The following is an 18,994-nucleotide window of genomic DNA, read 5'->3' as shown; positions in this document are numbered from 1 at the left end:
ATCCGATGTCGCTGGCGGTCATTCTGTTGGGGACTATCGTCGGGGTACTGGTGGGTGCTTTGCCGGGCCTCAGCTCCTCCATGGCGGTGGCGCTGCTGCGCCATTCACGATCTATCTCGATCCGGTTCCCGCCATCTCGATGCTCGCTGCGTTGTATTGCGCAGGGACTTTCGGCGGCTCGATCACGGCCATTCTCATCAACGCGCCGGGCGCGCCACCGGCGGCGGCGACGGCATTCGACGGCTATCCCATGGCCCAGCGAGGAGAGGCGGGCCGTGCGCTCGGCATGGCCGCCGTCGCCAGCGTCATCGGTGGCATGTTGTCGCTGATCGTAATGGTGCTGGCGGCGCCGGCGCTGGCCCGGATTTCCCACTCTTTCGGGCCGCCGGAATATTTCGCGCTAGCGGTGTTCGGCCTCTCGATGTTGGCATCCATCAGCGGCAAGTCTCCGGTCAAGAACCTGATCGGTGGGGCGTTCGGGCTGCTGATCGCGACCGTGGGGGTCGATCTGACCACCGGGGTGGAGCGCTTCACCTTCGGCGTCCCCGAACTCTACGAAGGCATCAGCTTCATTCCGATCCTGATCGGCCTATTCGCGATTGCCGAACTGCTATCCCAGGCCAATGTCCGCGACAAGGTACTGGAGCGTATCTCGCTCAATGCCATCAAGTTGCCATCCGCTACCGATTTCAAGCGGGTCTGGCCGACGATTCTTCGCTCATCGGGTATCGGTACCTTCATCGGTATCCTGCCCGCCGAAGGCAGCACCATGGCCGCGATGATCGGCTATAACGAGGCGCGCCGGTGGTCCAAGAACGGCGACAAGTTCGGCACTGGAGAGATAGAAGGGATCGCGGGCCCGGAAGCTGCCAACAACGCTGCCACGGGTGGTTCGATGGTACCGACACTGGCGCTTGGCATTCCCGGCTCGGCCACGGCGGCCGTTATCCTCGGCGGGCTTCAGATTCATGGCATCCGCCCGGGGGCCTATCTGTTCGAGAATCAGCCGGATCTGCTGTACTCGATCTTTGCCGCCATGTTCTTGGCCAACGTCGTGTTTCTGGTATTCGGATTGGTGGGCGCCAGGCTGTTCTCGCGTATTTCCCTGATCCCACGGACTTTTCTGTGGCCGACGGTGTTCGCGCTGTGCGTGGTTGGAGCGTATGGCGTCAACCAAAGCATGGTCGACGTCATGATCATGCTGATCGCAGGCTTCGCTGGCTTCTGGCTCAAGCGCTACGGCTTCGGTGCCGCGCCAATCATCATGGGGGTCGTGCTCGGTTCGCTGGTCGAGAACTCGCTGGCTCAGTCCATGATCATCTTCGATCACGATGCCTGGCGTTTCCTGGATCGTCCGATCGCTATCGGTTTCTTCCTGCTGGCCGCCTTCAGCCTCTTCTATCAGCCTGTTTTCGGTTGGCTGCGACGCTTTCGTCGCCCTCGTTCTGCTGCCAGCAAGGGGGCCAAGTGATGTCTGCGGACAGAGCATTGGCGGGCAAGGTCGCCTTGGTGACGGGAGGTAGCCGTAACATCGGCCGAGCGGTGGCGATCGAACTGGCCCGCCAGGGTGCCGATGTCGCGATCGTAGCCAGGGCAGATGGCGAGTCCATGCAGTCGACCTTGGCCGCCATCGAGGCGGCGGGCCAGCAAGCGTTGGTGTCGCTGCCGATGTGGCAAATCTCGGCTCGATCAGGGCCGCCGTGGCGCAGCTCGATCATCGCTTCGGCAGGCTGGATTGCTTGGTCTGCTGCGCGGCGGTTCGCCCGCACAAGCCTCTCGAACGAATTACGCCGCAAGACTGGCGCGAGGTGATGGGCGTCAATCTTGACGGCGCCTTCTATACCGTTCATGCGGTTTTATCGCTGCTGGGCGAATCCCGCGAGGCTTCGATCATCACCTTTGGTGGACTAGTGCGCATGTCGGCGCGGCGGAGCGGGCTAACGTCATCGCCTCGAAGATGGGCGTCATCGGGCTGACGCGGGCGCTGGCGGTGGAACTGGCGGGACGCGGTATCACCGCGAACTGTGTCGTGCCGGGCCAGATCGAGACGCAGCGAGCAGCCGGCTCGCCGCCACCGCACCTCCAGGGGGCGAGCGTATCCGCCGCTCGCCTGGGGCGACCTGACGAAGTTGCCTCGACCGTCGGCTTTCTGGCCGGGCCGCAGGCGCGCTACATCACCGGGCAGACCTTCCATCTCAACGGCGGCCGTTACTTCGGCTAGCCCTCTCATGCACCGATTCGCTCGGTCCCTCCCTACGGGGGCCTTCGCGTCTTCATCATTCGAAGAAAGGAGTCATCCATGTCAGTTGCCAATAACGTATTCGCTAAAATGCCTGAACAAACGCACATCACGGCAGAAGCCGTGGCCTTCATCGAAGGTGTCCGATTCAGTGATATACCCGAGGAGGCGGTGCGCATCGGGACGCGTTGTCTGCTCGACGGGCTGGGGCTCTTCGTGGCGGGTTCCGAAGAGCAGACGGTGCGCCTGCTCGCTGACGAAGCGGAAGATACCCTGGGGCGTGCCGATGCCTACCTGCTCAGCAAGGGCGAGGTCAAGGTGCCAGCGGCAATGGCAGCGCGCGTGATCGGTACGGCCGGACATGCCCATGACTGGGACGACAGCCAGGTTAGCAAGGATCCGGACCATATTTACGGTCTGCTCACTCACCCGACCATTCCATCGCTGACCGCGACCCTGGTAATGAGCCAGAAGCTGGGTGGCGTGACAGGAACTCGCTTCATGGAAGCGTTCCTCACCGGTTTCGAGGTCGAGTGCAAGATTTCCGAATGGATGTTGCCGCAGCACTATATGCGGGGCATGCACTCCAGCGGTACCGTTGGAACCTTCGGCGCTTTCGCCAGTGCTGCCAAGTTGATAGGACTGAGCGGCGACAAGCTACGCCATGGCTTCGGCATCGCCGCCAGCCTGGCCGCCGGTATCCGTTGCAACTTCGGCACCATGACCAAACCGCTGCACGTCGGGCGCGCGTCGGAAAACGGAGTGACCGCGGCGCTGTTGGCGGAGCGGGGCTTCACGGCCGATCCTGATGCGCTCGATGGCCCTTGGGGATTCATGGCCGTACAGGGTGGGGGTGTGAGCGCCGAAAAACTGCAACAGGGTTTCGGCAGGGGCTGGACCATCATCGAACCGGGCGTCTCGATCAAGCCTTATCCTTGCTTGCGGTGTGCTGACTCACCCGACCATCGACCTGATGTTGCGGCTTGTCACCGAAGGCGATGTCGCCCCGGACAATATCGAACAGGTCACCGTCCATGCGGGAAGCAACATTCTCAACCCGATCCGTTATCCGGTCGCGGCCAACCACTTGCAGGCCAAGTTCTCGTTGCCGGCCGCTCTGGCCATGATCGCCTTGGACCGTCAGGCCGGTAAGCGTGAGTTCTCGGATGCGTTCGTGGCTTCCCAGGCCATGCAGGATATGCAACGGCGCATTCGTACCGAGTTTGACGCAGAAATCGAGGGCCAGGGCTTCGACAAGATGCGCTCGCGCATCACGATCCAACTGAAGAACGGCCACGAGATCTCGGGCTGGGCCGATGAGCGCTATCGGGGTGGGCCAGAAAATCCCCTGACCGATGCGGAACTGGAGGGCAAAGTCCGCTCCTGCTGCAATGGCGTACTCTCCCCGGAAGCGCAGGATAATTTGATCCGTACCGCCTGGTCGGTCACCGACTTGCCGGATGCCAGCGCCATTGCCGAGCTGATTCGCGTCTGAGCGACACGCTGAAGTAAGCGGCTTGATGTTCATCCCGTGTGGGGGCGTCAAGCCGTGCTTCGCGTTCGCGCCCTACATCCGCCGGATGGCACCACCGCTCTCATAGCGATGATCGGGCCACGCCGAACGCCATAAGACGGGTCGGTCGCAAGCCTGCTCCCGATCGCGACCGGCTGCCTACTGATGCTGTTGATAGCGGTGTTGATCAACCGCCTGGCGAGGCTCTCTCTACAATCGGGTGTTCGTCGCGATTCCAGCTCGAAGCGAGAATGCCATGAGAACGCCTGGATGCTGACTGACCGTCATCTGTGTGACGGGCGCGGGGCTGGGCTTGAGTCCTGGCGCCATGGCCAGCGATAGTGCGGCTGCCCCGGGTGGCGAAAGTCTTACTAGAGGCAGCGAGTGCCTGCGCGGCCCAGTCTAGCGCTGGATCGCGGCTCTTCGCATCTGCTTCGACCACCGGCACGGGTGGGGATTCCCGATTGCCGGCGGCGCGCCCTGACGCCGAGCGGCGCCTTGCGTATCATGAAGCGATCGAAAGCCAGTCACGGATGCCCCAGCTCATGGCAGATGCTCCCATCGTCCTCGTCGACGGATCCTCCTATCTCTATCGCGCCTTTCACGCCCTGCCGCCGCTGTCGACCGCCGACGGTCAGCCGACCGGCGCGGTGCGGGGAGTACTGGCGATGCTCAAGAGCCTGATCAAACAGTATCCGCAGAGCCCCATGGCGGTGGTGTTCGACGCCAAGGGCAAGACCTTTCGCGACGAGATCTACGCCGAGTACAAGGCCCACCGGCCGCCGATGCCGGACGATCTACGGCCCCAGGTCGAGCCGCTGCACGACTGTGTCAGAGCCCTCGGCCTGCCGCTTTTGTGCATCGAGGGGGTCGAGGCGGACGACGTTATCGGCACACTGGCCCGGCTTGCTACCGAATCCGGGCGCGATGCGGTGATCTCCACCGGTGACAAGGACATGGCTCAGTTGGTCAATGCCCATATCACCCTAGTCAACACGATGAAGGACGAAACCCTCGACGTGGCCGGGGTGGAGGCGAAGTTCGGCATACCGCCCGAGCTGATCATCGACTATCTGGCGCTGATGGGTGACAAGGTCGACAACATCCCGGGTGTACCCGGGGTCGGCGAGAAGACCGCGCTCGGCCTGCTCCAGGGCATGGGCGGCGGCCTCGACACCATCTACGCCGACCTCGAACGCGTCACCACGCTGGATTTCCGCGGTGCCAAGACGCTGCCCAAGAAGCTCGAAGCCAACCGCGAGCAGGCCTTTCTCTCCTATCGCCTGGCCACGATCAAGACCGACTGCGATCTGCCGGTGGGGCTCGACGAGCTGCACCTGGCCGAGCCGGACCGCGACGCCTTGAAGGCGCTGTACACCCGGCTCGAATTCAAGAACTGGCTGGGTGAGCTGCTCGACGGCAAGGACGAGGGTGTGGACGACGTCGCCTCGGGCAGTGCGGTGGCGGGCGACGCTGTTGACGAGGATCCGGCGCTGGCCAGCCCCTCGCGCGAAGACCATACCCTGCTCACCCAGGCGGAGTTCGACGCCTGGGTCGAGCGCCTGGCGGCGAGCGAGGCGTTCTGCTTCGATCTCGAGACCACCAGCCTCAACTATATGGAGGCCGATATCGTCGGCATCGGGCTGGCGCTCGAACCCCATGAGGCCGCCTACATTCCGGTGGCCCACGCCTATCTGGATGCCCCCGACCAGCTCGACCGCGACGCGGTGCTGGCGGCGCTCAAGCCGCTGCTCGAAAACCCCGACATCGCCAAGATCGGGCAGAACCTCAAGTACGACATCTCGGTACTGGCGCGCTACGACATCCAGGTCGCCGGCGAGCTGATCGACACCATGCTCGAGTCCTACGTGCTCAACTCCACGGCGACGCGCCACGACATGGATTCGCTGGCGCTCAAGTACCTCGGGGAGAAGACGATCAGCTTCGAGGAGATCGCCGGCAAGGGCGCCAAGCAGCTCACCTTCGATCAGATCGGGCTCGAGGAAGCCGTGCCCTACGCCTGCGAGGACGTCGACATCACCCTGCGGCTGCATCGCGAACTGCGGCCCAAGCTCGAGGCGGAAGGGCGTCTGGCCGAGGTGCTCGACCGTATCGAGCGGCCGCTGATTCCGGTGCTGTCGCACATGGAACGCGGCGGCGTGGCCCTCGACCCGGCGCGCCTGCACGCCCAGAGTCAGGCGCTGGAAACCCGCATTCGCGAGCTCGAGAGCGAAGCCTTCGAACTGGCGGGCCGGGAGTTCAACCTCGGCTCGCCCAAGCAGCTTGCCGAGATTCTGTTCGAGGAGCAGAAGATCCCGGTGATCAAGACGCCCAAGGGCGCGCCGAGTACCGCCGAGGCGGTGCTCGAAGAGCTGGCGCTGGACTATCCGCTGCCCAAGCTGATCATGGCCCACCGCGGCATGACCAAGCTCAAGTCAACCTACACCGACAAGCTGCCGCGGCTGGTCAATCCCGTCACCGGGCGGCTGCACACCAGCTACCACCAGGCGGTCACCGCCACCGGACGGCTCTCCTCCGACCCCAATCTGCAGAACATCCCCATTCGCACCGAAGAGGGGCGCAAGATCCGTCAGGCGTTCGTCGCCCGCGACGGCTACCGTATCGTCGCCGCCGACTACTCGCAGATCGAGCTGCGCATCATGGCGCACCTCTCCGACGACAAGGGGCTGCTCGACGCCTTCGCCAACGACCAGGACATCCACGCCGCCACTGCCGCCGAAGTCTTCGGTGTTGCGCTGGAGAAGGTCACCGTGGATCAGCGGCGCAGTGCCAAGGCGATCAACTTCGGCCTCATCTACGGCATGAGCGCCTGGGGCCTGGGCAAGCAGCTGCACATCGAGCGCGGTCAGGCGCAGACCTATATCGATCGCTACTTCGACCGCTACCCCAACGTCGCCACCTTCATGGACAGGATTCGCGCCCAGGCGGCGGAGGACGGTTTCGTGGAGACGGTGTTCGGACGCCGGCTCTACCTGCCGGAGATCAAGGCGCAGAACCACGCCCGGCGCCAGGCTGCCGAACGTACCGCGATCAACGCGCCGATGCAGGGCACTGCGGCGGATATCATCAAGCTTGCCATGATCGACGTACACCACTGGCTCAACCCGGCCCAGGGCCAGGCCGAGTTCGATGCCTGGATGGTGATGCAGGTGCACGACGAACTGGTGTTCGAGGTCGCCGAGGCGCAGAGCGACGACTTCATCGCTGCGGTGCGACAGCGCATGCAGCGCGCCGCTGAACTCAAGGTACCGCTGATCGTCGACGCCAATAGCGGCGCCAACTGGGACGAGGCGCACTGAGCCCTGGCGGGATAGTCTCCAGCCGGTGGTGCCGGGCGGGGCAGCGGACGATTCGGCGGAACGCCCGCTCTGCCTTACAATAGGGAGCATCCGTCAGCGGGTGACGTTCATCGCCGCGTGGCGGCTTCATTTTTGCAAGGAGCATCAATTCCATGGCCAAACAGCAAATCGGCGTGGTCGGCATGGCCGTCATGGGGCGCAATCTGGCGCTCAACATCGAGAGTCGCGGCTATACGGTGTCGATCTACAACCGCTCGGCGGAGAAGACCGACGAGGTGATGGCCGAGAACGGTGACAGCAAGCTCAAACCGTTCTACAGCGTCGAGGAGTTCGTGGCGTCGCTGGAGACGCCGCGACGCATTCTGCTGATGGTCAAGGCCGGCGATGCCACCGACAAGACGATCGCGTCGCTCAAGCCGCATCTCGACCAGGGCGACATCCTGATCGACGGCGGCAACACCCCGTTCGAGGACACCATTCGCCGCAACAAGGAGCTCTCCGAGGCGGGCTTCAACTTCATCGGCACCGGCGTCTCCGGTGGCGAGGAGGGGGCGCTGAAAGGGCCGTCGATCATGCCGGGCGGGCAGAAGGAAGCCTACGACATGGTGGCGCCGATCCTCGAGAAGATCGCTGCCCGCGCCGACGACGGCGAGCCCTGCGTGGCCTATGTCGGCCCGGATGGCGCCGGCCACTACGTCAAGATGGTTCACAACGGCATCGAATATGGCGACATGCAGCTGATCGCCGAGGCCTACGCGATCCTCAAGGGCTCGCTGGGGCTCTCCAACGCCGAGCTGGCCGAGGTGTTCAGTGAGTGGAACGAGGGCGAACTCGACAGCTACCTGATCGATATCACCGCCAAGATCTTCACCAAGCAGGATGACCAGAGCGATCACGATGTGGTCGATATCATCCTCGACTCGGCGGGGCAGAAGGGTACCGGCAAGTGGACCAGCAAGAGCGCGCTGGATCTCGGCGTGCCGCTGCCGCTGATCACCGAATCGGTCTTCGCGCGCTTCATCTCGGCGCTGAAAGAGGAGCGTGTGGCAGCGTCCAAGGTGCTCAAGGGCCCGGCGCATAAGACCTTCGAGGGTGACAAGGCCGAGTTCATCGAGAAGGTGCGCAAGGCGCTCTTCTTCAGCAAGATCGCCTCTTACGCCCAGGGGTTCGCCCAGATGCGCGCCGCCTCCGAGGATCATGGCTGGGACCTGAACTACGGCGAAGTGGCCAAGCTGTTCCGCGCCGGCTGCATCATCCGCGCGCGCTTCCTGCAGAAGATCACCGACGCCTACCAGGAAAACCCCGAGCTCAAGAACCTGCTGATGGCGCCGTACTTCGGCGATATCGCCGGCAACTATCAGTCGGCGCTGCGGGACGTGATCGCTCATGCCGTACAGAACGGCATCCCGGTGCCGACCTTCTCCTCGGCGATCGCCTACTACGACAGCTATCGCAGCGAGAAACTGCCGGCCAACCTGATCCGGCCCAGCGCGACTTTTTCGGCGCTCACACCTACAAGCGTGTCGATCGCGAAGGGACCTTCCATACCGAGTGGTTGCAGGACTGACGGAGACGAAGCGATGGCGGAGCGGGAGCGGGAACGCGTTCGCGAGCATCTGGCGGGCCAGGCGCAGCCGACGCTCGACGAGGGCGCCAAGGCGCACTATCGGGCGCGTATCGCGGCGCAGTTGAAGGCGCGTAACGCGGTGCTGGTCGCGCACTACTACACCGATCCCGAGATCCAGGCGCTGGCGGAAGCGACCGGTGGCTGCGTCGCCGACTCGCTGGAGATGGCCCGCTTCGGCAAGGATCACCCGGCGACCACGCTGATCGTCGCCGGGGTGCGCTTCATGGGCGAGACCGCCAAGATCCTGAGCCCCGAGAAGCGGGTGTTCATGCCTACGCTGGAGGCGACCTGTTCGCTGGACATCGGCTGTCCGGCGGACACCTTCTCCGCCTTCTGCGACCAGCATCCGGAGCGCACCGTGGTGGTTTACGCCAACACCTCGGCGGCGGTGAAGGCGCGTGCCGACTGGGTGGTGACCTCGTCGATCGCGGTGGAACTGATCGATCACCTCGACCGGCAGGGCGAAAAGATCCTGTGGGCGCCGGATCGCCATCTGGGCAACTATGTGCGCGAGCGAACCGGGGCCGACGTGCTCTGCTGGGAGGGCGAGTGCATCGTCCACGATGAGTTCAAAGCCAAGGGGATTCTCGATCTCAAGGCGCTGCATCCGCAGGCCGCAGTGCTCGTGCACCCGGAGTCACCGGCCTCGGTGGTGGAGATCGCCGATGTGGTCGGCTCCACCTCGCAGCTGATCAGCGCGGCCCAGAAGCTCGACAACCCCAGCTTCATCGTCGCCACCGATCGCGGCATCTTCTACAAGATGCAGCAGCTGATGCCGGACAGAACCTTCATGGCTGCGCCCACGGCGGGCAATGGCGCGACCTGCAGAAGCTGCGCCAACTGTCCGTGGATGGCGATGAACGGCCTCGAGAACACCCTGGCGGTGCTGGAAGACGCCAACGGCTGCGGCCAGGAGATTCATGTCGATCCCGAGATCGCGCGCCAGGCGCTGGTACCGCTGAATCGCATGCTGGAGTTCGGTGCCGAGTTGAAGCGTCGTTAGGCTGGGTACGACAACGGACGTCGCTCGCCGACTTTTGGCATCACCCCCAGCGCTGTCCGTGGCAAGACGAAAACGCCCGCTCCGGCCGATGCCGGGGCGGGCGTTTTTGCCGATGGGGCGGCGTGGCACGCCCCTGTCGATGTCACGGTGGCCGGTATCAGAAGTGGTAGTTGATGAAGGCCCCCGCGCGCCACTGGGTGGCATCGCCGAGATCGTCGACGATCGGGCTATCCTCGGCGTCGCCGGTGAGACGCGCCACGCCGACCAGGCCGGTGACCGACCACTGCCGGGTGAGGTAGTAGCTCAGAGTGGCATCGGCGCCGACGGTGAAGTAGCCATCGTTCGGATCGTAGGCACGAATCCCCGAGCGCGCACTCTCTCCGGCGGAGACCCCGAACAGATCGTCGGTCCAGGCCGCGCTGGTGTAGCTGAAGCGCGGGCCGACGGTAAAGGCGGCGCGCTCGCCCAGGCGGGCGACGTGGGTCGCCGCGAACTTGACCCGATAGCCGTCGAGGTCACCAGTGAACGGCGTTTCGGCGGCGGCGCTGTAGCGCCAGGTGTCGTCGAGATAGCTGGCGCGCAGACCGGCGGTGGCGCCGCCGTCAACCTGGTCCAGAGCGCGGATGTCGCCGGTGTCGTCGCGGCCGAAGGTGAGCCGATAAAGGGGGCGACCCGCCACTGCCCTCGCGCACCAGGTTCCAGCCGATGCCATCGGTCACGCTGACGAAGAAGGTGTTGCCGTAGGTCGCATCCAGCGACGGCCAGGCGTTCCACTCGTAGTCGTCGCTACCCAGATAGTCCGGGGCATAGATCGCCCCGGCGCCGACGCTGCCTTCCCAAGTCGGCTGGGCCGCACTGACCGCGGCGGCGGTGGAGAGGCCGGCGGCGAGCGCCAGCAGACGGACGCCATGACGTGAAGCACTCATCTCTCTGATCCCTGTGACGATGCAGTTGGGCGAAAACATACGGCAGGCCCGAGCAAAAGGCCAGCCGCGTCGCGGGCCCGCGGAAGATGCCCATTTCTGCGTGAATCGCGCGTATTACGCCAATGATTTGGCATTGATGCCGCACTTTTCCTAAGTTCAGTGAAGCACTACGCCTCTTTTCCCTGCCGCGCCCCGATAAACCAGCACGCCACGCTGGAAAGACAAAGATGCCGGCAGCGGCACAGCCTTGATGAGGATCTCAGACATGGATGACAACGAGCGCGCGACGCCGGGCGTCGATCACTTCGACCCCCGCGGCGACACCCAGCCCCACTCTCCCGGCCGCCGGCGGTTCCTGCAGTCCGCTGGCGCCTCCGGCCTCGCCATTGCCGCGGCGCCGGCGCTGTCCCAGGTCAGCTATGCCGGCTCGCCGGACCAGCCGCAGACCCAGGCCGATGCCCCGCCGGCCGAAGGCCAGCAGCGCATCACGCTGACCGTCAACGGCCAACCGCATCGGCTCGATGTGACGCCCAACGTCATCCTGCTCGACGCGCTGCGCCATGGGCTGGGGCTCACCGGCACCAAGAAGGGCTGCGATCATGGCCAGTGCGGTGCCTGCACGCTGCTGGTCAACGGTACCGCGATCAACGCCTGCCTGAGCCTGGCGGTCAGTCACGACGGCGACGAGATCACCACGGTCGAAGGGCTGGAGCAGAATGGTCAGCGCCACCCGATCCAACAGGCCTTTCTCGAGCACGATGCCTACCAGTGTGGCTACTGCACCGCGGGTCAGATGATGAGCGCGGTGGCGATTATCAACGATGACGCGATCGGCACCAGCGATGCCGAGGTGCGCGAGGCGATGAGCGGCAACATCTGCCGCTGTGGCGCCTACAAGAACATCGTCGCGGCGATCCAGTCGGCGCGCGGCAAACTTGCAGGAGATCCGGCATGAGAGCCTTCGATTATGCCCGGGCGGAGAGCCCGGCGGCGGCGATCGCGGCCCACGGCAGCGATGGCCAGGCGGCCTTTCTGGCCGGCGGCACCACGCTGCTCGATCTGGTCAAGCTGGATGTCATGCAGCCGCGCAAGGTGGTCGATATCAATGGCGTGGCGCTGGACCGCATCGAGCGCCTGGACGACGGCCGCCTGCGCATCGGCGCCATGGTGACCAACACCGCGCTGGCCCGCGACAAGCGTGTCGTCGAGGATTACGCCGTGCTCTCCCAGGCACTGCTGGCGGGCGCCTCGACCCAGCTGCGCAACAAGGCCACCACCGGCGGCAATCTGATGCAGCGGGTGCGCTGTCCCTATTTCCGCGATGGCGTCTCGGCCTGCAACAAGCGCGAGCCGGGTAGCGGCTGCGCCGCGATCGGCGGCGTCAACCGCTCGGTGCATGCGGTGCTCGGCACCAGCGACAGCTGCATCGCCGCGCACCCGTCGGATATGTGCGTGGCGATGGCGGCGATCGGCGCCAAGGTGCAGGTCGAAGGCCCCGAGGGACGACGCGAGATCGACTTCGCCGACTTCCATCTGCTGCCCGGTGACACGCCCCAGCGCGAGCATGCGCTGGCGCCCGGCGAGCTGATCACCCACGTGGTGCTCGACGCGCCGCTCGCCGGCAGCCGCTCGGCCTATCTCAAGCTGCGCGACCGCCAGTCGTATCAGTTCGCGCTCGCGTCCAGCGCGGTGATCGTGACGCTCGACGGCGACACCATTCGTGAAGCGCGGGTGGCGCTGGGGGGCGTCGGCACCAAGCCGTGGCGGGCACCGGAGGTCGAGGCGGCGCTCAAGGGCCAGCCGGTGAGCGAGGAGCGCTTTGCCGATGCCGCCAAGCGCGCGTTCGCGCATGCCACCGCCTACGCCCACAACGCCTACAAGATTCCCCTCGGCCAGCAGGCGATCGTGCGCAACCTGACCGACCTGACCACTGCCTGAGCCGCGGCGAGGAGAGACCCAGATGAGTGACGACAAGCCCAGCGACCCGCACTTCGGTGAGATCATCGGCGCCGGCGTGCCGCGGATCGATGGCCCCGACAAGCTCTCGGGCCGTGCCCACTACGCCGCCGACCAGCAGCCCGCCGGTCTCACCTACGGCTACGGTGTGTTCAGCACCATCGCCAGCGGCAAGGTGAGTCAACTGAGCGTGGCTCGGGCACGCCGGATGCCCGGTGTGATCGAGATATTCCACCACGGGCACTTCCCCAAGCTCTACCGCTCGCCGTCGAGCTTCGCTCAGGGCAACAAGGTCGAGGAGACGCGTCTGCCGTTCGAGGACGAGCGCATCTACTACGCCGGTCAGTTCGTGGCGCTGGTGGTGGCGGATACCTTCGAGAACGCCCGCGCGGCGGCGCGAGAGGTCGACGTCAGCTATGCCGAAGACACGGCACTTGCCAATCTCGAACAGGGCGTCGCCGCCCACGGCACCCAACGCGGCAGCGGCAATCATTCGCGCGGCGATGCCGCGGCGGCCTTCGACAGTGCCACCCGACGTATCGACGTGACTTACCGCACCCCGGTAGAGACCCACAACCCGATGGAGATGCACGCCTCCACGGCGTGGTGGGAGCGCGATCATCTCACGATCTTCGATGCCTCCCAGGGCGTGGTGATGGCGCGTAACGCGCTCTCCAAGATCTTCGCCATCCCGCCGGAGCGGGTCACCGTGCATGCGCCCTATATCGGCTCCGGCTTCGGCAGCAAGCTGTGGACCTGGCCCCATGCCGTGGCCACTGCCGCCGCCGCGCGCGAGCTGGGGCGCCCGGTACAGCTGGTGGTGCCGCGGGCGCAGATGTTCACCACCACCGGCCACCGGCCGGAGACGCGCCAGCGGCTGCGCCTGGCCACCGATGGCAACGGCAAGCTGGTCTCCCTGCGCCACGAGTCGATCAACACCACCTCGTTCACCGACCAGTACGTCGAGACCTGCGGCAGCGTGACCAAGAGTCTCTACAGCTGCCCCCATCTCACCGTCAGCCACGCAACGACCCAGGTGAATCGCGGTACGCCCACCTCGATGCGCGCCCCCGGTGCGGCACCGGGGCTGTTCGCGCTGGAGTCGGCTGTGGACGAAATGGCCGCCGAGGCCGGCGTCGACCCGCTCGATTTTCGCCTCGACAACTACGCCGAGCGCGACGAGAGCAAAGACCTCGACTTCTCCAGCAACCATATCGTCGAGGCGACCCAGCGTGCCGCCGAGCGCTTCGGCTGGGCCGCGCGCAATCCCGAGATCGGCAGCATGCGTCAGGGGCGCGATCGTCGGCTACGGCATGGCGGCGTGCAACTGGGAGGCGCTCAAGCGCCCGTGCGATGCGCGGGTCTCGCTGCGTGCCGACGGGACGGCGTTTGCCTCCTGCGCCACCCAGGACATTGGCACCGGCACCTACACCATCGTCGCCCAGGCGGTGAGCGATCTCACCGGCCTGCCGCTGGAGCGGATCACGGTCGAACTGGGGGACTCCTCCTATCCGGATGGCCCGGTCTCCGGTGGCTCCTGGGCCACGGCGACCACGCTGCCGGCGATCGCCAAGGCGGCGCGGGTGGCACTGGACGAGATGAAGCGCTACGCCACCGGCGCCAATGGTGCCTTCGCCGGGGTCGCCAGCGACGAGCTCGAGGTCGCGGAGGGCGGTTTGCGCAACGCCGCTGGCAAACAGGTGAGCTTTGCCGACATCCTCGGCGCCGCGCTACGGCAGCGCCGATGGCGAAGCCCACACCGAGGGGGCTGATGCACAGTACTCCTACCGCTCCTTCGGCGCGCACTTCGTCGAGGTGCGCTGGGACCCGGGCATCTCGCATCTACGCGTCGCCCGCGTGGTCAGCGCCATCGATGTCGGCCGGGTGATCAACGAGACCACCGCGCGCAACCAGGTCGAGGGCGCAATCGTCATGGGCGTCGGCATGGGGCTGTTCGAGGCGACCGAGTACGACGCCCGCAACGGTCGTCCGGTCAACAACGACTATGCCGAATACGTGGTGCCGGTCCACGCCGACCAGCCCGAGGTCGATGTCATCCTGCTCGACTACCCCGATACCCGCTTCAACGAGTACGGGGCCCGCGGTATCGGCGAGATCGGCATCACCGGGCTTGCCGCCGCCGTGGCCAACGCGGTGTACCACGCCACTGGCAAGCGTATCCGCGAGCTGCCGATCACCCTCGATAAGCTGATGGATGATGTGCCTGAGGCCCGCACGGCCTGAGCCAGATCCAGAGCGCATCGACGCCGGCCCCAGGGCCGGCGTCTTTGTCTGGGTCTTCGTCTTGGTCTGGGTATTTGTCGTCGTCGGTCTCGGTGCCGTCGCGCTAGGTGCGGCGGGGCTAAAGCGCGATGAGCGAGATCGCCGGCACATAGGCCACGATCAGCAGTCCGATCAGCGACACGATCAGGAAAGGAATCACCCCACGCGCGATCTGGCCCAGCGGCAGCCCGGTGATATTGGCGGCGACGAACAGATTGATGCCCACCGGCGGGGTGATCAGGCCGATGGAGAGCGCCGTCATCAAGGCCACCCCAAACCAGGTCGGGTCGAGGCCCAGTTGCTGCACCACAGGCATGAAGATCGGCAGGGTGATGAACATGATGGTGATGGCATCCATGAACATCCCTGCCAGCAGCAGGATGACCAGCATCATCAGCACGATCACCCAGGGGCTCTGGCTGATGCCGAGCAGCGCATCCGAGTAGTCGCCGACCAGCCCGTCGACCACCACCACCCAGCCGAACAGGCTGGCGAACGCCACCACCAGCATGACCACCGCGGAGGACCCCGCCGAGGCTGCCACGCAGGCGAACAGCGCGCGCGGGCTGAGCGTGCGGTAGATGAAGAAGCCCACGAACATGGCGAAGACGGTGGCCACGATCGCCGCTTCGGTGGGGGTGAACAGGCCGCCATAGATGCCGCCCAGGATGACCACCGGCGTCAGCAGGCCCCAGAACGCCTCGCGGAAGGCGCGCAGCAGGCGCGTGGCGTAGGGCAGATCGCTGCCTTCGCCCACCGCGCGCAGAAAGGCGGCATCCGCGCTGGCGCTCTCGCTCGCCGAGGGCGGCGTGGCGCTCAGCCGCGCGAACGGCAGCGCGCACAGCATCAGCAGGCCGAGCATCAGGCCCGGCAGGATGGCGGCCAGGAACAGATCCGAAATCGAGGTGCCGGCGAGGATGCCGTAGATCACCAGGCCGATGGAGGGCGGAATGATCAGCGACAGCGCCGCCCCGGTACAGACCAGGCCCGCGGCGAAGGCACGCGAGTAGCCGTCGGCGACCATGCCGCGGATGATCAGCGGCCCGATCGCCGCCACCGACGCCGGCCCCGAGCCGCTCACCGCGCCCCAGAACAGGCACACCACGGTACCGACCAGGCCCATGCCACCGGGTAGCCCGCGACCAGGGTGCGGAAGAAGTTGATCATCTTCTCGGCAATGCCGGTGATCCCCATGATATTGCCGGCGAGGATGAAGAACGGGATCGCCAGCAGCGAATACTTGGCGATGCCCGAGACGATCAGGTCGCCCACCATGTCGAGCCCGAAGCCCATGACGTACATCGCCGCCATGGCCGACAGTGCCAGGCTGAATGCCACCGGCACACGGATCAGGACCAGCACGAAGAACAGGATGATCATCTGGGTACCGGCGGAGAGGTCTAGCATGCGACACCTCCCGGACGGCGCAGCTCGGCGATCGCCAGCTCCAGCTGGCGGATCATCAGCATGACGAAGCCGAGCGGCACGATCAGCGTGTAGTACCACTGCGGCACCTGCAGGGCGCTGGAGACCACCCCGCTGGCGTACTGGTGACCGAGCAGGGTCACGGTAAAGAGCGTGCACAGCACCAGAGTCACCAGCACCAGCAGGGTCGAGACCACCACCAGCACGCGCTTGAAGCGGGCGGGGGCGATATCGTAGAGCACCGTCACCGCCAGATGCTGGCCGCGCTTGGCTGCGATCGCCGCACCGAACACCGTCAGCAGCACCATCCCGTTGATGATCAGCTCCTGGGTCGACGCCAGCGAGTAGTTGGTGAGGTTGCGTACCACGACATTGATGAAGCCCAGCAGCGTCATGCCGAGAAACACGCAGCCGCAGATCACTTCCTCGAAATGGTGCCAGGCCGATCGCTCAGCGTCTTGCTCCCGTGTTGATCGCCAAGTTACTGGCTGGGGGTGTCGTTGACTGCCTGCTCGAACTGCGTGACCAGATCCTCGCCCACGCGGGCCGCCCACTGGTCGTAGACCTTGCTGGTGGCCTGCTTGAACGCCTCTAGCTGGGTTGCGTCCAGGGTGGTGACGGTCATGCCGTGCTGCTTGAGCGTCTCGACGCCGCTGCGGGTCTGGTCGCGCGCCAGGTCACGCTGATAGGCCATGGCCTCCTGCGCCGCCTTGGTCACCAACGCCTGGGTCTTGGCATCCCAGCCGTTCCAGCGCTTCTCGCTGACCCCGATGAAGATCGGATCGTAGGAGTAGTGCCACTCGGTCAGATACTTCTGCACCTCATAGAGCCGCTGCGGCACGATGATCGAGCCCACCGGATTCTCCTGACCATCGACCACGCCCTGCTGCAGCGCCGAGAAGGTCTCGGTCCACTGGATCTGCTGCGGGTTGGCGCCCAGGGCATCGAACACATCGATGTACATCGGGCCGGCCACGCGGATCTTCATGCCGCGCAGGTCCGCAGGCGAGGAGACCGGCTTGACGCTGTTGGTCAGCTCGCGAAAGCCGTTCTCGCCCCAGGCGAGGATCTCGATGCCATTGTCTCGGGCGATCTCCTTCACTGCGTCCCCCGGGGCGCCCTGAATGGCGTTATCCACCTGGGCGTAGTTGGAGAACAGATAGGGCAGCGAGAACACCGCCATCTCGGGAATCAGCGGGGTGACGTTGATCGCCGAGGTGATGACGAAGTCGATATCGCCCCGGCCCACCATCTCCGCCTGCTTCATCTGGTCGCCGCCGGAGAGCACGGCATTGGGGAAGATGCGCACGCCGATATCGCCGTCGGACGCCTCCTTGAGCAGCTCGTTGAACTTTTCGGCGCCCTTCTGCCAGGAGGTGGCGTCGGAGGTGTTATGGGTCAGGCGATAGGTATCGGCATGCGCCGAGAGCGACAGCAAGGTGGTACATGCCGCGACGGCCAGCGGAATCAGCGTGCGCTTGATCATGGGGTGTCTCGCGTTCCGTAGAGTGGAATTATTATGGCTTGTCGCTGGCAGATTGGACGAGCGGATCGTGTCGGGGAATTGGACGATGGTTGTAAAGGTTTTTTCCGCTGTTTTGAATATTAAAAAGTCCGTTGTTTTTGAAAGATAATAGCTGCTTTTTCGACCAACGTTTGAAATCGCTTGTGCCAGCATTCGAGTCTGACTGTTTTCTCTTGCGTTCTATATTGTGGAATTTTTACGGTTGCTGATGTCGGTAAAAGCGCGCTGAATGTGTCGCCTCGGATCGCACGGAGGGCTGCTCTCGGCGGGCGAGGCCTGCGCTCAGCGCATGCGCTGAGCGCGATGGATCTTGGTTTCCAGGGTTCTGGCGGCCTCGACCAGGCGCGGGCCGAGCTCGCGCTGGCGCTGGGGCTGCAGGCGGCTCTCGATCGCCGCCACCGAGAGCGCACCGAGCACTCGCCCGTGGCGGTCGCGCACGGCGGCGCCGATGCCCCAGGAGCCCGCCACCACCGAGCCACGATTGATGCCGTAGCCCAGGGCGCGGCACTCGGCGATACGCGGCAGGTGATCCGCGCGCTGGTCGTTGGGGAAGTGTGCTGCGCACTCCTCGGCATTGGCGGCCAGACACTGCTCCACCTCGTCGTCGCTCATCGCGGCCAGCATCGCGATGCCGGCACCACCCACGCCCAGCGGCAGGCGCGTGCCGGGCTGCAGTACGTGGGTCTTGATCGGGTAGCTGCCATCTTCCCGGATGAGGCAGAGCGAGTGCCACTCGCTGCGCAGGCAGAAGAAGGCGCTGTCGCCGGTGTCGGCGGCAATGCGCGCGACCGGCGTCGCAGCGATCTCCCTCAGGCCATAGCGCTGGTTGGCGATCACCCCCAGGGCGTAACACTCCGGCCCCAGGAAATAACCCTCTTCATCGCTCTTCTCGACCATGCCCTCCGCCATGAGCGCCTGCAGCAATCGGTGAACCGTGGGCTTGGAGAGTCCCGTGCGCTGGGTGATGTAGGCCAGTGACACGCCGCTGCCCAGTTCTCCGGCAATGGCACGCAGGACCTGCAGGGTGCGATAGGTGGACTGCGCGCCCTGGATATGGCCTGAACTCATGGCTGGCTCCTGTCGTTCCATAATGTGGCCTAATTATTTGGTATATAACGGCCATCTTTCGATTGAAGGCGCTCTAATCGGCGAATAGCGTAATTGATATCATATTTTT

General features: G+C 65.1%; 14 protein-coding genes and 5 pseudogenes. 13 read left to right on the top strand and 6 right to left on the bottom strand.

The genetic code is table 11. The annotated features are described in order from the left end of the window. The first annotated feature begins 139 nt into the window (after positions 1–139). The 8 genes and pseudogenes from CN538_RS04610 to nadA all read left to right on the top strand — a co-directional run bounded on the left by CN538_RS04610 (position 140) and on the right by nadA (position 9,702). Entirely contained in the window at positions 140–1,471 is a 1,332-nt protein-coding gene (locus CN538_RS04610; RefSeq protein WP_207233733.1) for a tripartite tricarboxylate transporter permease, read from the top strand. Beyond that, positions 1,471–1,976 (top strand): annotated as a pseudogene (locus CN538_RS25945) (SDR family NAD(P)-dependent oxidoreductase). Before CN538_RS04610 ends, CN538_RS25945 begins: the two are co-directional and overlap by 1 nt. Further along, positions 1,859–2,221, top strand: coding sequence for an SDR family oxidoreductase (locus tag CN538_RS04595; RefSeq protein ID WP_106418699.1), 363 nt, complete (start codon positions 1,859–1,861; stop codon positions 2,219–2,221). Before CN538_RS25945 ends, CN538_RS04595 begins: the two are co-directional and overlap by 118 nt. 78 nt (positions 2,222–2,299) lie before the next feature. After that, positions 2,300–3,034 (top strand): annotated as a pseudogene (locus CN538_RS22000) (MmgE/PrpD family protein); the annotation flags it as partial. A 178-nt stretch (positions 3,035–3,212) separates the two neighbouring features. Further along, on the top strand, positions 3,213–3,734 hold the full coding sequence (locus CN538_RS21995; RefSeq protein WP_242495572.1) for an MmgE/PrpD family protein: 522 nt from the start codon (positions 3,213–3,215) through the stop codon (positions 3,732–3,734). A gap of 563 nt (positions 3,735–4,297) precedes the next feature. Further along, positions 4,298–7,072: a DNA polymerase I gene (gene polA, locus CN538_RS04585; protein WP_106420550.1), complete on the top strand. Its 2,775-nt coding sequence runs from the start codon at positions 4,298–4,300 to the stop codon at positions 7,070–7,072. 152 nt (positions 7,073–7,224) lie between these two features. Further along, positions 7,225–8,639: pseudogene (gene gndA / locus CN538_RS04580) on the top strand (NADP-dependent phosphogluconate dehydrogenase). Positions 8,640–8,652: 13 nt separating this feature from the next. Continuing rightward, positions 8,653–9,702, top strand: coding sequence for a quinolinate synthase NadA (gene nadA / locus CN538_RS04575; RefSeq protein ID WP_106418698.1), 1,050 nt, complete (start codon positions 8,653–8,655; stop codon positions 9,700–9,702). A 157-nt stretch (positions 9,703–9,859) separates the two neighbouring features. Here nadA and CN538_RS04570 read toward each other — a convergent pair. Then, a pseudogene (locus tag CN538_RS04570) lies at positions 9,860–10,628 on the bottom strand (MipA/OmpV family protein). 265 nt (positions 10,629–10,893) lie between these two features. Between CN538_RS04570 and CN538_RS04565 the strand changes: the two are divergent. The 5 genes and pseudogenes from CN538_RS04565 to CN538_RS24090 all read left to right on the top strand — a co-directional run bounded on the left by CN538_RS04565 (position 10,894) and on the right by CN538_RS24090 (position 14,828). Next, the gene (locus CN538_RS04565; protein WP_106418697.1) at positions 10,894–11,583 is read left to right on the top strand and encodes a (2Fe-2S)-binding protein; all 690 of its coding nucleotides are present in this window, start codon (positions 10,894–10,896) and stop codon (positions 11,581–11,583) included. After that, positions 11,580–12,566 carry an FAD binding domain-containing protein gene (locus CN538_RS04560; RefSeq protein ID WP_106418696.1) on the top strand — a complete coding sequence of 329 codons (987 nt, stop codon included), beginning with the start codon at positions 11,580–11,582 and terminating at the stop codon, positions 12,564–12,566. Before CN538_RS04565 ends, CN538_RS04560 begins: the two co-directional genes overlap by 4 nt. 22 nt (positions 12,567–12,588) lie before the next feature. Further along, positions 12,589–13,692, top strand: a pseudogene (locus CN538_RS24980) (xanthine dehydrogenase family protein molybdopterin-binding subunit); the annotation flags it as partial. 205 nt (positions 13,693–13,897) lie between these two features. Then, positions 13,898–14,356, top strand: coding sequence for a molybdopterin cofactor-binding domain-containing protein (locus CN538_RS24975; protein WP_340638318.1), 459 nt, complete (start codon positions 13,898–13,900; stop codon positions 14,354–14,356). Beyond that, positions 14,292–14,828: a xanthine dehydrogenase family protein molybdopterin-binding subunit gene (locus tag CN538_RS24090; RefSeq protein WP_340638264.1), complete on the top strand. Its 537-nt coding sequence runs from the start codon at positions 14,292–14,294 to the stop codon at positions 14,826–14,828. Before CN538_RS24975 ends, CN538_RS24090 begins: the two co-directional genes overlap by 65 nt. A 118-nt stretch (positions 14,829–14,946) precedes the next feature. Here the strand turns inward: CN538_RS24090 and CN538_RS04550 are convergent, their stop codons facing one another. From CN538_RS04550 to CN538_RS04535, 5 genes are all read right to left on the bottom strand, one after another. Next, positions 14,947–15,990 (bottom strand): TRAP transporter large permease, encoded by a 1,044-nt coding sequence (locus tag CN538_RS04550; RefSeq protein WP_207233641.1) that lies wholly within the window; start codon positions 15,988–15,990, stop codon positions 14,947–14,949. Then, entirely contained in the window at positions 15,945–16,274 is a 330-nt protein-coding gene (locus tag CN538_RS24085) for a TRAP transporter large permease subunit (RefSeq protein ID WP_207233640.1), read from the bottom strand. Before CN538_RS24085 ends, CN538_RS04550 begins: the two co-directional genes overlap by 46 nt. Beyond that, positions 16,268–16,714, bottom strand: coding sequence for a TRAP transporter small permease (locus CN538_RS04545; protein WP_207233639.1), 447 nt, complete (start codon positions 16,712–16,714; stop codon positions 16,268–16,270). Before CN538_RS04545 ends, CN538_RS24085 begins: the two co-directional genes overlap by 7 nt. Positions 16,715–16,773: 59 nt before the next feature. Continuing rightward, a complete protein-coding gene (locus CN538_RS04540; RefSeq protein WP_106418695.1) occupies positions 16,774–17,778 on the bottom strand; it encodes a DctP family TRAP transporter solute-binding subunit in 1,005 nt (334 codons plus the stop codon). Between the two features lie 321 nt (positions 17,779–18,099). Then, positions 18,100–18,885: an IclR family transcriptional regulator gene (locus CN538_RS04535; protein WP_164999510.1), complete on the bottom strand. Its 786-nt coding sequence runs from the start codon at positions 18,883–18,885 to the stop codon at positions 18,100–18,102. Between the last annotated feature and the right edge of the window lie 109 nt (positions 18,886–18,994).

Source organism: Salinicola tamaricis (genome assembly GCF_003006155.1).
GTDB lineage: Bacteria > Pseudomonadota > Gammaproteobacteria > Pseudomonadales > Halomonadaceae > Salinicola > Salinicola tamaricis.
The sequence above is the reverse complement of the archived record's forward strand: the minus strand, read 5'-3'. Positions and strand labels throughout refer to the sequence as shown.